Source organism: Streptomyces sp. NPDC059875 (assembly GCF_042731085.1).
In the GTDB taxonomy this organism is placed as follows: domain Bacteria; phylum Actinomycetota; class Actinomycetes; order Streptomycetales; family Streptomycetaceae; genus Streptomyces.
Genome location: NZ_JBHWJZ010000005.1, coordinates 190,139 through 204,402 on the forward strand (window position 1 = coordinate 190,139; position 14,264 = coordinate 204,402).

Below are 14,264 nucleotides of genomic sequence, written 5' to 3' on the forward strand. Positions count from 1 at the left end.
CACAGCCGTCCTTGACGGTGCCGCGCGTCGCGTGTGACCGGACGATGACCGTTCCTCTCCAGCCCTTGTCACAAAGGGTTCGGGGTGCGTGGGGCGGCCTACAGTCCGGGCATCCCATACCTTTTCCGGAGGCCTCCGTGATGCCCGTACGCACCCGAATACGCCAGACGCTCGCGGCCGTCGCCCTCTGCGGCTCGCTCACCGCCTGTTCGACGGGGGCGGTGGGCGCGGCCCGGGACGCCGGCCCGGCCGGTCCGGCCGGTGACGCCAAGCAGGCCGAGGACCCGGCGAAGGTGACCGTCGTGAGCCCTTCGGCGGGCCGGGTCGTGACGGTGAACGCCACGGGCGGCACGCTGACGACGGTGAAGGTCGTCGACGCGGACGGCGGTGCGCTGGCGGGCCGTACCGGGGCCGACGGGACGTCCTGGGTCTCGGACCGCAAGGCGGCGCCGGGCACCTCGTACCGCGTGGAGGCGACGACCCGTACCGCCGGAGGGAAGGAGACGACGACGCGGTCGACGTTCTCGACGGCGGAGGCCTCGGTGGTCAACAAGCTGACGCTGGCTCCCGGGAAGGACACCACGGTCGGGGTCGGGCAGCCGCTCTCGATCGTCTTCGACCGGCCGGTGACGAACAAGGCGGAGGTGGAGAAGCAGCTCAAGGTGACGACGTCGAACGGCACGGTCGGGTCCTGGGGCTGGCTGAAGGACTGGTCGGGCAACGACCGGGTGGACTGGCGGCCGAAGGAGTACTGGAAGCCGGGTACGAAGGTCACGCTCGACGCGACGCTCAACGGGACGGATTCGGGCGGGGGATGGTTCGTACGGGACTACCGCACGGGCTTCACGGTCGGCGCCGCGACGCAGGTCGTGAAGGTCGACCTGGACCGCAAGCGGCTCGTGCTGGAGCGGGACGGGCGCGCGGTGCGCACGATCCCCGTGTCGGGCGGCACCCCCGGCGGCGACAAGCGGTCGTGGCGGGGCACGGCGGTGCTGATGGCGAAGGAGGGCACGATCAACATGAACTCGGAGACGGTCGGGCTCGGGGACGCGTACGACAAGATGGTCAACTTCTCGATGCGGCTGACCTGGTCGGGCATGTACGCGCACGCGGCGCCGTGGAACGCGGCGTACTTCGGCCGCGCGAACCGCAGCTCCGGCTGCATCGGCATGAGCGAGGCCGACGCCACGTGGTTCTACGCCCAGGTCCGCCCGGGCGACCCCTTCGAGATCCGCGGCGCGGACACGAAGGGCACGGTGGCGGAGGGGAACGGCTACGGCGCGTGGAACGTGAGCTGGGAGCAGTGGCGCGCGAAGAGCGCGGTGGGCCGCTGACGCGAGCGCGACGCGGGCGGTGGGCACGGCCGCCCCGAGCGTGCGGGGCCCCGGGGGAGGCCGTAGGCCCGTCACGGGCGGAGCCGGCTCCGGGCGGCGGGGGGTCGCCCGCCGTCAGGCCCGCATCTCCCAGAGCAGGATCTCCGCGTCCGACGTGGCCAGGACCGCGAGGTCTCGCGCCTCGGTCACGCGGGCCGCGTCGCCCGCGGACAGTTCCTCGCCGGCCAGGCGGGCCGTGCCGCGCACCATGTGGGCGTAGACGCAGTCCGCGTCCGGGACGGCGGTGCGCTCGCCCGACTCCAGGCGGCGGACGTGCAGCATCGAGGCCGCCTCCGGGAGCGCGTACGGGGTGGAGTCGGCGATGCCGCGCACGATCTCGTACGAGGGGTCGCCGCCCGGCTCCAGCGGCGCGAGCCACATCTGGACGAAGACCAGCGGCACGTCGCCGTCGTTGCGCTCCTCGTGCCGGACGCCCGCCGCCGAGCTGAGCCGCTGGACGTCCCCGGCGCGGACGACGGTCGTGTGACCGGCCGAGTCGCGGTGGGTCAGCTCGCCCTCGACGACCCAGGTGACGATCTCGGTGTGACTGTGCGGATGCTCGGCGAACCCGGCGCCGGGCGCGAGCCGCTCCTCGTTGCAGGCGAGGATCGCACCGAAGCGGAGGTTGTCGGGGTCGTAGTGCGCGCCGAACGAGAACGCGTGACGGGTCTCGATCCCGGCACCGGGGTCACCCCCGGGATAGCGCTCGCCGGCGCGCTGGATACGAATCACGGGCCCCACCGTAGCCACCGTGGTGGGCGTGCGTCCCGCTGGGTGGAACGGACGCCCACAGCCCCGGGCCGCGGATACGTGCCCCGATGAGGCACCCTTAGTCCGTGTCTGAACCCGCGAACGCCGCTCACCCGCACTCCGCCACCCTGAAGCGCCTCGAACAGTCCTCCGGGCGGCTCGCCGCCAACGCCATTGCCCGTATGGACGAGACGCTGCCGTGGTACCGGGCGATGCCGCCCGAGAACCGGTCGTGGATCGGTCTGGTCGCCCAGGCCGGTATCGCCGCGTTCACCGAGTGGTTCCGGCACCCGGAGACCCCGCAGGCCATCTCCACGGACGTCTTCGGCACGGCGCCCCGCGAGCTGACCCGCGCCATCACCCTGCGCCAGACCGTCGAGATGGTCCGCACCACCATCGAGGTCATGGAGGCGGCGATCGAGGAGGTCGCCGCCCCCGGCGACGAGTCCATCCTCCGCGAGGCCCTCCTCGTCTACGCCCGCGAGATCGCCTTCGCGACCGCCCAGGTCTACGCCCAGGCCGCCGAGGCCCGCGGCGCCTGGGACGCCCGGCTCGAGTCGCTCGTGGTCAACGCGGTCCTCTCCGGCGAGGCCGACGAGGGTGCCGTCTCCCGCGCCGCCGCCCTCGGCTGGAACTCCCCCGAGCACGTCTGCGTCGTCCTCGGCACCGCCCCCGACGGCGACAGCGAGCTGACCGTCGAGGCCATCCGCCGCGCCGCCCGGCACGCCAAGCTCCAGGTCCTCACCGGCGTCCTCGGCGACCGGCTCGTCGTCATCGCCGGCGGCAACGACAACCCCCTCGCGGTCGCGAAAGCCCTGATCGGGCCGTACGCCGCCGGGCCGGTCGTCGCAGGACCCGTGGTCCCCGACCTGCTCGCCGCGACCCGCTCCGCGCAGGCCGCCGCCGCCGGGCTCAAGGCGTGTTCGGCCTGGCAGGACGCCCCGCGCCCGGTCCTCGCCGACGATCTGCTGCCGGAGCGCGCCATCGCATCCGACCCTTCGGCCCGCGAGCAGCTGGTGGAGGAGATCTACAGACCACTGGAAGAAGCGGGCTCGGCGCTTCTGGAAACTCTGAGTGTCTACCTGGAACAGGCGAGCAGCCTGGAAGGCGCGGCGCGGATGCTCTTCGTCCACCCGAACACCGTGCGCTACCGGCTTCGACGTGTGACAGACGTCACCGGCTGGTCACCCTCCGATGTTCGCTCGGCCTTCACGCTGCGGATCGCCCTGATCCTGGGGCGCTTGGCCGACGGAGATTCGCAGTCCTAGACTTTTGTCGAACACCAACAATTCCCCTGACGGTTCTTCGTCCTAGTCCCCACGGGCGCCGAGAGCCGTCCCCAAGAGAGAGTGTGAGGGTGCTCGTACTCGTCGCTCCCGGCCAAGGCGCCCAGACGCCCGGCTTCCTGACTCCCTGGCTCGAACTCCCCGGTGCCGCCGACCGCCTCGCGGCCTGGTCCGACGCCATCGGGCTCGACCTCGCCCACTACGGCACGAAGGCGGACGCGGACGAGATCCGTGACACCGCCGTGGCCCAGCCGCTCCTCGTGGCCGCCGGACTGCTGTCCGCCGCCGCGCTCGGTGAGGTCGCCCCCGGCGCCGTCGCCGGTCACAGCGTCGGCGAGTTCACCGCCGCCGCGTTCGCCGGCGTCCTCGACGACACCGCCGCGCTGCGTCTCGTACGGACGCGTGGTCTGGCGATGGCCGAGGCCGCCGCGATCACCGAGACCGGCATGTCCGCGCTCCTCGGCGGCGACCCGGAGGTGACCGTCGAGCATCTGAAGAAGCTCGGCCTGACCCCGGCGAACGTCAACGGCGCCGGCCAGATCGTGGCCGCCGGCACCCTGGAGCAGCTGGCCGCTCTGGAGGCGGACAAGCCCGAGGGTGTCCGCCGCGTCGTCCCGCTGAAGGTCGCCGGCGCTTTCCACACGCACCACATGGCGCCCGCGGTGGCGAAGCTGGAGGCCGCCGCGAAGGAGCTGACGGTGGCCGCCCCTGCGGTGCGCTACGTCTCCAACAAGGACGGACAGGTCGTCACGGAGGGCGCGGACGTCGTCGCGCGCCTCGTCGGCCAGGTCGCCAACCCGGTCCGCTGGGACCTGTGCATGGAGACCTTCAAGGAGCTGGGCGCGACCGCGCTGATCGAGGTGTGCCCCGGTGGCACCCTGACCGGTCTCGCCAAGCGCGCCCTGCCGGGCGTTCCCACCGTCGCCCTGAAGACCCCCGACGACCTCGACGCGGCCCGCACGCTCGTCGCCGAGCACGCAGCAGCCTGAGAAGGAGCCGTAGAGCATGTCGAAGATCAAGCCCAGCAAGGGCGCCCCGTACGCACGGATCATGGGTGTCGGCGGCTACCGCCCCACCCGGGTCGTGCCCAACGAGGTGATCCTCGAGAAGATCGACTCGTCCGACGAGTGGATCCGCTCGCGCTCCGGCATCTCCACCCGCCACTGGGCCTCCGCCGAGGAGACCGTGACCGCGATGTCGGTCGAGGCCTCCGGCAAGGCCATCGCGGACGCCGGGATCGCCCCGGAGCAGATCGGCGCCGTGATCGTCTCCACGGTCTCGCACTTCAAGCAGACCCCGGCCGTCGCCACCGAGATCGCCGACAAGATCGGCGCCGGCAAGCCGGCCGCGTTCGACATCTCCGCCGGCTGCGCGGGCTTCGGCTACGGCCTGACCCTCGCCAAGGGCATGATCGTCGAGGGTTCGGCCGAGTACGTCCTCGTGATCGGCGTCGAGCGGCTGAGCGACCTGACCGACCTGGAGGACCGCGCGACGGCCTTCCTGTTCGGCGACGGCGCCGGCGCGGTCGTCGTCGGCCCCTCCGACGAGCCGCACATCGGCCCCTCGGTCTGGGGTTCGGAGGGTGACAAGTCCGAGACGATCAAGCAGACCGTGCCGTGGAACGAGTTCCTCCCCCAAGCTCTCGACTTCGCTCGAGCAGGGGGGACCCCCACCGGCGACGTCTCGAAGCTCCCCCTCAACGAGCAGGGCGAGATCAAGTTCCCGGCCATCACGCAGGAGGGCCAGGCGGTCTTCCGCTGGGCCGTCTTCGAGATGGCGAAGGTCGCCCAGCAGGCGCTGGACGCCGCCGGAATCACGGCGGACGACCTGGATGTCTTCATCCCGCACCAGGCGAACATGCGGATCATCGATTCGATGGTGAAGACTCTGAAGCTGCCGGAGCACGTGACGGTCGCCCGTGACGTCGAGACCACCGGCAACACCTCGGCCGCCTCGATCCCGCTCGCGATGGAGCGGCTCCTGGCGACCGGGAAGGCGAAGAGCGGCGACACCGCGCTCGTCATCGGCTTCGGGGCGGGTCTCGTCTACGCCGCGACGGTCGTTACCCTCCCCTAGGCACCCCGGATCTTCGGGAAGCCCTTTTCCACAGCACATCACAGAAGGAGCGCCACCATGGCCGCCACCCAGGAAGAGATCGTCGCCGGTCTCGCCGACATCGTGAACGAGATCGCCGGCATCCCGGTCGAGGACGTCCAGACGGACAAGTCCTTCACCGACGACCTGGACGTCGACTCGCTGTCCATGGTCGAGGTCGTCGTCGCCGCCGAAGAGCGCTTCGACGTCAAGATCCCGGACGAGGACGTCAAGAACCTCAAGACGGTCGGCGACGCGACCGACTACATCCTGAAGCACCAGGGCTGATTCGGCCCCTGCTGACTCGGTCAGCCACCCGGCGGTGGCGCCGTTTTTCGACCATCACACACGTGGAGAAAGAATTCCTGTGAACTCGACCAATCGCACCGTGGTCGTCACCGGTATCGGCGCAACCACACCGCTGGGTGGCGACTCCGCATCGACCTGGGAAGGTCTGATCGCGGGACGCTCCGGCGTCAAGCCCCTCGAGGGCGAACGCTTCGCCGAACTGCCCGTCCAGATCGCGGCGCTCGCCGCGGTCGACCCGGGTGACGTTCTGCCCCGCCCGCTCGCCCGCAAGCTGGACCGCTCGGCGCAGTTCGCGCTGATCGCGGCCCGTGAGGCGTGGGCCGACGCGGGCTACTCCGCCCCGGCCGGCGAGGACGAGAGCATCGTGCCCGAGCGGCTCGGCTCCGTCATCGCTTCCGGCATCGGCGGCGTAACGACTCTGCTCGACCAGTACGACGTGCTGAAGGACAAGGGCGTTCGCCGCGTGTCCCCGCACACCGTGCCCATGCTCATGCCGAACAGCCCCTCCGCCAACGTCGGCCTGGAGGTGAACGCCCGGGCGGGCGTGCACACCCCGGTCTCGGCGTGTGCGTCGGGTGCCGAGGCGATCGGCTACGCCGTCGAGATGATCCGTACGGGTCGTGCCGACGTGGTCGTGGCCGGCGGCACCGAGGCGGCGATCCACCCGCTGCCGATCGCGGCCTTCGCCAACATGATGGCGATGTCCAAGAACAACGACGAGCCGACGAAGGCCTCGCGTCCGTACGACACCGGCCGTGACGGCTTCGTGCTCGGCGAGGGCGCGGGCGTGGTGATCCTCGAGTCCGAGGAGCACGCGAAGGCGCGCGGCGCCCGCATCTACTGCGAGGTGCTCGGCCAGGGCCTGTCGGCCGACAGCCACCACATCGCGCAGCCCGAGCCGACCGGCCGGGGCATCGCCGCCGCGATGCAGAACCTGCTGGACTCGACGGACCTCAAGCCGTCGGAGGTCGTCCACCTCAACGCGCACGCCACGTCGACGCCGCAGGGCGACATCGCCGAGATCAAGGCGCTGCGGAAGGTGCTGGGCGAGGACCTGGACCATGTCGCGATCTCCGCGACGAAGTCGATGACGGGTCACCTCCTGGGCGGCGCGGGCGGCATCGAGACCGTCGCGACGGTCCTGGCGCTCCACCACCGGCTGGCCCCGCCGACGATCAACGTCGACGACCTGGACCCGGACGTCGACGCGGACATCGTCCGCGACGAGCCCCGCGAGCTGCCGCAGGGCACGATCGCCGCGATCAACAACTCGTTCGGCTTCGGCGGCCACAACGTGGTGCTGGCGTTCCGCACGGTCTGACCTGCAGTCACGTGTGAGGCCCACTCCCGGCTGGGGGTGGGCCTCTGCCACGTCCGCCGGACGGAGTCCGGCACAGCGTCCCGAAGCCCGCGAAGCGGTGCGAGGGGCGCACGCGGAAGGGGCCAACTCGTTCGGCTTCGGCGGCCACAACGTGGTGCTGGCGTTCCGCACGGTCTGATCCGCAGTCACACGGCGAGGGCCCACCCCCGGTCGGGGGTGGGCCTTCGCCGTGTTCGGGGTCAGTGGAGGGCGAAGACGGCTGGTTCGCCGCTCATCGACAGGTGATTGACGACGACGTGGCCGCCGGTGACCGGGATCAGCTCGGGTTCGATCGACAGGGTGCCGCCCCCGTTCTCCGGGGCGACCTCGCCGCGTTCGGCTCCGGTGGCGGGATCGAGCAGCACGATCCGTGCCACGTCCGCTTCGACGAGTACGCCGAGGCCGCCGTCCGGCTGCCGGGCGAGCGCGTAGATGAGCGCCCTGTCGGAGGTGTACTCCCACACCTTCCTGCCGTCCTTCAGGGAGTGCGCGGCCACCTTCTCGGAGACCGACGAGCTCGTCTCGACCTTCGTGACCAGCAGGTCGCCGAGGATCAGCGGGCGATCCCCCGCGCTCCCCGCGAGGAGTTGCCCGGTCGGTCCGGCCATCGGCACGGTCACCGTGGGGGCTCCGCGGTCGTCGAAGCCGAGCAGCGCGTGCGTGCCGCGCTTGTCGGCCTCGTGGACGGCGACGACCACGGGCGCCACCGACACCACGAAGGCCGCTGTCCCCGACTCGACGGGCAGTGCCCGGGTCCACTGCTCCTTGCCGGTACGGGTGTCCAGGGCGACGAGCCGGGCGCCGTTGCCGCACTGTTCGACGAGGAGCGCGCGGGCGGCGGTCGCGTCCACCGCCCGGGCCTCGCAGCCCTGGCCCAGCATCCGCTGCCAGCGCTGCTCGCCGGACTCGGCGGAGCGGCCCCGCACGGCGCCCTCCTCCGCGGTGACGGCTGTGGAGCCGCCCACGGCGAGCGCGCCCTGGACGAGCCCCGTGCCCGTCAGAGGCCGCTTCCACAGCTCCTTCCCCGTGGAGGTGTGGACGGCGACGAGCGTCGCACAGGGCTTCTCGTGTCCTGCGTACGCGATGAGTCCGACGTTCCCCTCCCCGTCCGGGGACATCGCGCACACCGCCTCGCGGGCCGGTGCCGGAAGGCTCCAGCGCACCGCGCCGTCGCGGACGTCGTACGCATGGAGTCCGTCGAGCCGTGCCTGGACGACGGTGTCCCCCAGGCCCCAGGCGCCGGGGCCCTCGTCGTACCGGTCGCCGGCCGCCGGGACCTTCCAGACGGCCCTCGGCTCCGGGCGCCCCTCGGTTTCGTCGCCCTCGCCGCCCGGCCGGACGCCCCACAGCCCGGCCACGAGCCCGAAGCAGACGGCGACGGCGACGGCGAGCAGGACGACGGCGCCCCGCGGCCTGCGACGCCCGCTGTTCGGGCCCAGGGCGGCCCCGTCCCCTGCGGCGGTGTCCGGTGCGAGCCGCACCTCGTTCCCGGGCCCGACCGGGCCCCACGCCTTCAGGCCCAGGGCACCTGCGGCCGTCACGCGTGGCCTGGATTCCCTCCGGCTCCCGGGGATCGCGTCCTCCACGACCGCCTCGCCGGCGTCCCCGGCTCCCGGCACCGGCCTCCCCCGGCGCACCCGCGCCAGTCCTGCCGCGCCCGCCGCCGTCAGGGCCCCGGCCGCGAGCAGCGGCGGCCACACCGCGCCCCCCGCGACGTCCCAGCCGAGCACCCCCGCGAACAGCACCGCCGCCGCCCCGAAGGCGGCGCCGGACAGCAGAACGGCGGCCGTCGAGGCCGCCGAACGTCCGCTCATCACGCACACTCCCCCCGGGCCCCGCACGCTGCGGGCCCCGGCCGGGAATCTAGACGACCTGGTGCAGCCAGCGCACCGGAGCGCCCTCGCCGGCGTAGCGGAAGGGTTCCAGTTCGTCGTCCCAGGGCTTGCCCAGGAGCTTGGCGATCTCCGCCTCGAGCTCCGTCTCGCCGCGTACCGAGCGGGCCAGCGCGGCGCGCAGGCGGTCCTCCGGGATCAGGATGTCGCCGTGCATACCGGTCACGGCGTGGAAGATGCCCAGCTCCGGCGTGGCGCTGTAGCGCTCGCCCTCGGCGGTCGGGCAGGGTTCCGCGGTGACCTCGAAGCGGAGCATCTGCCAGCCGCGCAGCGCGGAGGCGAGTTTGGAGGCGGTGCCGGTCTCGCCCTGCCAGGAGAACTCGGCTCTCCAGGTGCCGGGGGACGCCGGCTGGCGGATCCAGTCGAGCTGGACTCTCGCACCGAGGACACCCGCGACCGCCCATTCGACGTGCGGGCACAGCGCGCGCGGTGCGGAGTGAACGTACAGAACTCCACGTGTCGTCACCGGGACCTCCAGTGTGGGACGAGGTTCGCCTTTCCCAGCGGCCTCAGTAAACAGCATCGGGAGTGAAACTTCGCAAACCCCCGAAAAGGGGACAGCATGTGACGTGATGTAATTTACCGGAGCCGGTTGGCAAAGGTGCCTCTGGTTCGACGGGGGAAAAGCTACCGTGCCGCACCGCCCTTGGGGTGACGTACGGTCGGTCCGGGGGCCGGTGGACACCAAGCTTTCACTCGCCAGGACGCCGAACGGACGCCGGAGGAGGGGCCGAGGCATGCGCGGCAGACGACGATTCCGTACCACGGTCGCCTCCGCGGCGGCCGCGCTGCTGCTGTGCGCGGGCACTCTGACGGGGTGTGAGGCGGCCGGCTCCGAGGCGACCGCGCCGCCGAAGCCGCGGCCGACGCCGAAGCCCACGCCCGTCTGGGACCGCTCCCCCGCCTCCGTCGCGGCCGTCGGCGACTCCATCACCCGCGCCTTCGACGCCTGCTCGATCCTCGCGGACTGCCCCGAGGTCTCCTGGGCGACCGGCACCGACACGGGGGTCAACAGCCTGGCCCTGCGGCTGATCGGCGCGGACGGAGTGGCGGAGCGCAGCTGGAACCTGGCCCGCACCGGGGCGCGGATGGCGGAGCTCCCGGAGCAGATGGCCCGGGCCGCCGCCGAGAAGCCCGAGCTGGTGACGGTGATGATGGGCGCGAACGACGCCTGCCGGGACAGCGCCGAACTGATGACTCCGGTCGAGGAGTTCCGCACGGACTTCGAGACGGCGCTGGCCCGACTGCGGGCGACCGCGCCGAAGGCGCAGGTGTACGTGTCGAGCGTGCCGGATCTGAAGCGGCTGTGGTCGCAGGGCAAGGACAGTCCGATGGGTCGCCAGGTCTGGAAGCTGGGGATCTGCGCCTCGATGCTGGCCGACGCGGAGGATCTGAGCGCGCCGGCCGAGCGGCGCCGGACGCTGGTGCGGGATCGGGTGGTGGCGTACAACGCGGTCCTGCGGGAGGTCTGCGCGAAGGACCAGCGCTGCCGGTACGACGGCGGTGCGGTGTTCGGCTTCCGGTTCGGTGGCGGGCAGCTCAGCCCGTGGGACTGGTTCCACCCGAGCAAGGACGGGCAGGCGCGGCTCGCGGAGATCGCGCATCGGCAGGTGACGGCTCCGGAGCCGCCCGCGTAGGGTTCCGGATCATGAGGATCACGAGTGAGCCCTTCGGTTCGGTCGACGGTACGGACGTCACGCGCTGGACCCTCCAGCGCGGCGCCGTGCGGGTACGGGTGCTGACGTACGGAGGCATCGTGCAGTCGGTCGAGACGCCGGACCGGGACGGTGTCCCGGGCGCAGTGGTCCTCGGTTTCCCCGATCTGGAGGGGTACCTGAAGTGTCCGGAGCCGTACTTCGGTGCGCTGGTGGGGCGTTACGCCAACCGGATCGCGGACGGGTCCTTCACCCTGGACGGCACGACGTACCGGCTCGCGCGCAACGGCGGGCCGAACTGTCTGCACGGTGGGGAGCGCGGCTTCGACAAGCGGGTGTGGGACGCGGAGGAGGTCGCGTCCGGGGTACGGCTGTCCCGGGTGAGCCCGGACGGCGAGGAGGGCTTCCCCGGCCGCCTGGCGGTCTCGGTGACGTACACGCTCGACGCCGAAGGGGCGCTGCGGATCGGCTACCGGGCGGAGACGGACGCTCCGACCGTGGTCGCGCTCACGAACCACTCGTACTGGGATCTGGGCGGCGGCGCGCACGAGCTGCGGATCGCCGCCGGGCGGTACACGCCGACCGACGGGACGGGCATCCCGACCGGGGCGTTCGCCGAGGTCGCGGGGACGGAGCTGGACTTCCGCGCCGGGCGTCCGCTCGATGTCTTCCTCGACCACAACTTCGTGCTGGTCGGCCGGGGTTCGGACGCCGCCGAGCTGTACGCGCCGGAGACCGGCCGGACGGTGACCGTGGTGACGACCGAACCGGGGCTGCAGGTGTACGCGAACCCGGAGCTGGGCGGGGTCGCGCTGGAGACGCAGGCCTTCCCCGACTCGCCGAACCGGCCGGAGTTCCCGTCGACGGTCCTGCGGCCGGGCGAGGTGTACACGTCCACCACGGTCTACCGCTTCGGGACACGCTGAACGGCGTACTGAAGCCCCGGGGCGGCTGTCAGGTTCCGCCCCGGGGCTCGTCATGGGAGGTCAGAGCTCCAGGGTGGCGGTGAGGCGCGCATCGGTGAGCGAGTGCGCGGCCCTGACCCCGTACGTACCGGGGGCGAAGGCCCAGTCGTTCTTCTCCTCGTCCCAGATCTCGAAGGCGCGGCGCGGCAGCGCGATCTCGACCTCGACGGACTCGCCGGCACCCGCCTCGACCGATCCGAAGCCGGCCAGCCAGCGCGCCGGGCGCTCCACGCCGTCCTCCGTCGGCGCCAGGTAGATCTGGACGACCTCGCGGCCGGTGCGGGTACCGGTGTTGGTGATCCGGACCTTCGCCGTCGTCGGGGTGACCTCCAGGGAGTCGTAGACCCATGTGGTGTAGCCGAGGCCGTGACCGAAGGCGTACGCCGGGGTGGCGCCGGCCTTGTCCCAGGCGCGGTAGCCGATGAACACGCCCTCGGTGTAGGCGAGTTCGCCGTCGGTCGGGGTGACCTCGGTGACGGGGACGTCGGCGAGGGCGACGGGCCAGGTGGTGGGGAGCCGGCCGCCGGGCTCGGCGGCGCCGGTGAGGACGTCGGCGAGCGCGGCGCCGCCCTCCTGGCCGGGGAACCAGCTGAGCAGGATCGCGGCGACGTCCTCGCGCCAGGGCATCTCGACCGGGGAACCGGCGTTGACGACGACGACCGTGTTCGAGTTGGCGGCGGCCACGGCCCGGACGAGTTCGTCCTGACGGCCGGGCAGAGCGAGGTCCCTGCGGTCGAAGCCCTCGGACTCGACGCGCTCGGTGGTGGCAACGACCACGACGGCGGTGTCGGCGGCGCGGGCGGCCTCGACGGCTTCGGCGATCAGTTCGTCGGGGTCACGCCGCGGCCCGAGGTGGACGAAGGAGAACATGACGGCCGGGAGCGGGGCCGCGAACTCCTTGTCCAGCGGGTGGAGCAGCGACACCTCGACGGTCTCGCCCGCGGTGAGGGCGACCTTGGCGCGCTCGACGGGCGCGCCGAAGAACGCCTCGAAGGGGTCGGTCTCCGGGCCCATCGTCTGCACGCCGTCGAAGACGGTCTCGCCCGCGACGGTGAGGGTGAAGGCGCCGAGACCGCGGGTGCCGAAGGAGTGCTCGCCGGACTCGCGCGGGGTGAAGGTACCGGTGATCTCGATGGAGTGCAGGGTCTCGTGGGTGACGCCGGCCGGGAGGTCGTCGCCGATCCACTGGACCTGGCCGTTGGGCAGGGTGCCCTCGCCGAGGACGGTGCCGTCGGCGCCGCGGCAGACCGCGCGGAGGGTGAACCCCTGCTCGGCGGGGGCGAGTTCGTCGCTGGGGTCGGCGCCGATGGAGAAGGTGAGGGCGCCTTCGGGCAGGGCGGCGACGAGGCCGTCGAGCGGGGAGACGGTGTGGTCGGGGAAGACCTGGGCGGAGCCGCCGCCGAGGACCCGGGCGTCGCGGGCGGCTGCGCCGGAGAGGGCGACGGTGGCGTTCGCGTTCAGCGGCAGGGCCGCGTTCTCGTTCCGTACGAGGACGAAGCCGCGGTGGGCGATCTCGCGGGCGAGCGCGTCCCCGTCGATCGCGGCGGGGGGTTCGGTGACGACCGGCGGGGCGCCTTCGAGGGCGCCGACGCGGGCGGCGAGCCGCAGCACGTTCCGCACGGCCGCGTCGACGGCCGCCTCCTCCACCTCACCGGCGCGGACGGCGGCTGCGAGCGCCTCGCCGTACACGGTCTGCGGGCCGGGCATGGCGACGTCGAGGCCGCCCTCGATGTCGCCCTTGGTGGAGCGGGCGGCCATCCAGTCGGAGACGTTGTAGCCGTCGAAGCCCCACTCGCCGCGCAGGACCTCGTTGACGAGGTGGCGGTGCTCGGTCATGGTCACGCCGTTGACCTGGTTGTAGGCGGTCATGATGCCCCAGGGGTGGGCGTTCTTGACGATGGCCTCGAAGGGCGCGAGGTAGAGCTCGCGCAGCGGGCGCGCGGCGACCTTGTTGTCGACGGTGAAGCGGTCGGTCTCGGCGTCGTTGGCGACGAAGTGCTTGACCGTGGTGCCGACGCCGCCGTCCTGGACGCCCTGGACGTAGCCGGTGCCGATCTCGCCGGTCAGGTACGGGTCCTCGCTGTACGCCTCGAAGTGGCGGCCGCCGAGCGGCGAGCGGTGCAGGTTGACGGTGGGTGCGAGGAGGACGTGGACGCCCTTGCGGCGGGCCTCCTGGGCCAGGAGCCGGCCGGCGCGGCGGGCGAGGGCGGGGTCCCAGGCGGCGGCGAGCGCGGTCGGGGACGGCAGTGCGATGGAGGGGTCGTCGGCGGTCCAGCGGACGCCCCGGACACCGATCGGGCCGTCGGACATGACCAGGGACTTCAGCCCGATCTCGGGCAGGGCCGGGAGCGACCACATGTCCTGGCCGGCGAGGAGCCGGGTCTTGGCGTCCAGGTCGAGCTTGCCGAGCGCCGCCTCGACGACCTGCTCTCGAACGGTCTCCGCACTGTTCTCCGCCACGGCCGTGCCTCCTCGTTGAAGTGCTGTTGGCGCCATGGTGGACTGTGAACCTGTAGATCGGTAGGTTACGTTACCTCTTCGTTATTCAAGCCATGACGTACGGTCCTCTCGTCAAGGACC

At 72.2% G+C, this 14,264-nt stretch carries 12 protein-coding genes; 8 read left to right on the forward strand and 4 right to left on the reverse strand.

Annotated features, from left to right (window positions below; all coding sequences use genetic code 11):
* Window positions 1-140: 140 nt before the first annotated feature.
* Window positions 141-1,334, forward strand: coding sequence for an Ig-like domain-containing protein (locus ACFV9D_RS08440; protein ID WP_385142861.1), 1,194 nt, complete (start codon window positions 141-143; stop codon window positions 1,332-1,334).
* A gap of 114 nt (window positions 1,335-1,448) precedes the next feature.
* Here the strand turns inward: ACFV9D_RS08440 and ACFV9D_RS08445 are convergent, their stop codons facing one another.
* The gene (locus ACFV9D_RS08445) at window positions 1,449-2,105 is read right to left on the reverse strand and encodes a pirin family protein (protein WP_385142864.1); all 657 of its coding nucleotides are present in this window, start codon (window positions 2,103-2,105) and stop codon (window positions 1,449-1,451) included.
* A 104-nt stretch (window positions 2,106-2,209) separates the two neighbouring features.
* Here ACFV9D_RS08445 and fasR point away from each other — a divergent pair, with 104 nt between their 5' ends.
* From fasR to fabF, 5 genes are all read left to right on the forward strand, one after another.
* Window positions 2,210-3,391, forward strand: a complete 1,182-nt coding sequence (gene fasR / locus ACFV9D_RS08450) for a fatty acid biosynthesis transcriptional regulator FasR (RefSeq protein ID WP_385142867.1) — start codon at window positions 2,210-2,212, stop codon at window positions 3,389-3,391.
* A gap of 89 nt (window positions 3,392-3,480) precedes the next feature.
* Window positions 3,481-4,398, forward strand: coding sequence for an ACP S-malonyltransferase (locus tag ACFV9D_RS08455; protein ID WP_385142870.1), 918 nt, complete (start codon window positions 3,481-3,483; stop codon window positions 4,396-4,398).
* Between the two features lie 16 nt (window positions 4,399-4,414).
* A complete protein-coding gene (locus tag ACFV9D_RS08460; protein ID WP_385142872.1) occupies window positions 4,415-5,485 on the forward strand; it encodes a ketoacyl-ACP synthase III in 1,071 nt (356 codons plus the stop codon).
* Between the two features lie 57 nt (window positions 5,486-5,542).
* Window positions 5,543-5,791, forward strand: coding sequence for an acyl carrier protein (locus ACFV9D_RS08465; RefSeq protein ID WP_385142874.1), 249 nt, complete (start codon window positions 5,543-5,545; stop codon window positions 5,789-5,791).
* A gap of 79 nt (window positions 5,792-5,870) precedes the next feature.
* Window positions 5,871-7,133, forward strand: a complete 1,263-nt coding sequence (gene fabF / locus ACFV9D_RS08470) for a beta-ketoacyl-ACP synthase II (RefSeq protein WP_385142877.1) — start codon at window positions 5,871-5,873, stop codon at window positions 7,131-7,133.
* A 239-nt stretch (window positions 7,134-7,372) separates the two neighbouring features.
* On the opposite strand, the gene ACFV9D_RS08475 is transcribed toward fabF, so the two are convergent.
* Both ACFV9D_RS08475 and ACFV9D_RS08480 read right to left on the reverse strand, forming a co-directional pair.
* Window positions 7,373-8,986, reverse strand: coding sequence for a PQQ-binding-like beta-propeller repeat protein (locus tag ACFV9D_RS08475; RefSeq protein ID WP_385142880.1), 1,614 nt, complete (start codon window positions 8,984-8,986; stop codon window positions 7,373-7,375).
* A 49-nt stretch (window positions 8,987-9,035) separates the two neighbouring features.
* Window positions 9,036-9,530, reverse strand: a complete 495-nt coding sequence (locus tag ACFV9D_RS08480; protein WP_137989482.1) for a DUF3145 domain-containing protein — start codon at window positions 9,528-9,530, stop codon at window positions 9,036-9,038.
* Window positions 9,531-9,801: 271 nt separating this feature from the next.
* On the opposite strand from ACFV9D_RS08480, the gene ACFV9D_RS08485 reads away from it, so the two are divergent.
* Both ACFV9D_RS08485 and ACFV9D_RS08490 read left to right on the forward strand, forming a co-directional pair.
* Window positions 9,802-10,701: an SGNH/GDSL hydrolase family protein gene (locus ACFV9D_RS08485; protein WP_385142883.1), complete on the forward strand. Its 900-nt coding sequence runs from the start codon at window positions 9,802-9,804 to the stop codon at window positions 10,699-10,701.
* Between the two features lie 11 nt (window positions 10,702-10,712).
* Window positions 10,713-11,645, forward strand: coding sequence for an aldose epimerase family protein (locus ACFV9D_RS08490; RefSeq protein ID WP_385142886.1), 933 nt, complete (start codon window positions 10,713-10,715; stop codon window positions 11,643-11,645).
* Window positions 11,646-11,705: 60 nt separating this feature from the next.
* On the opposite strand, the gene ACFV9D_RS08495 is transcribed toward ACFV9D_RS08490, so the two are convergent.
* Window positions 11,706-14,180, reverse strand: coding sequence for a glycoside hydrolase family 3 protein (locus ACFV9D_RS08495; protein ID WP_385142889.1), 2,475 nt, complete (start codon window positions 14,178-14,180; stop codon window positions 11,706-11,708).
* Window positions 14,181-14,264 lie beyond the last annotated feature (84 nt).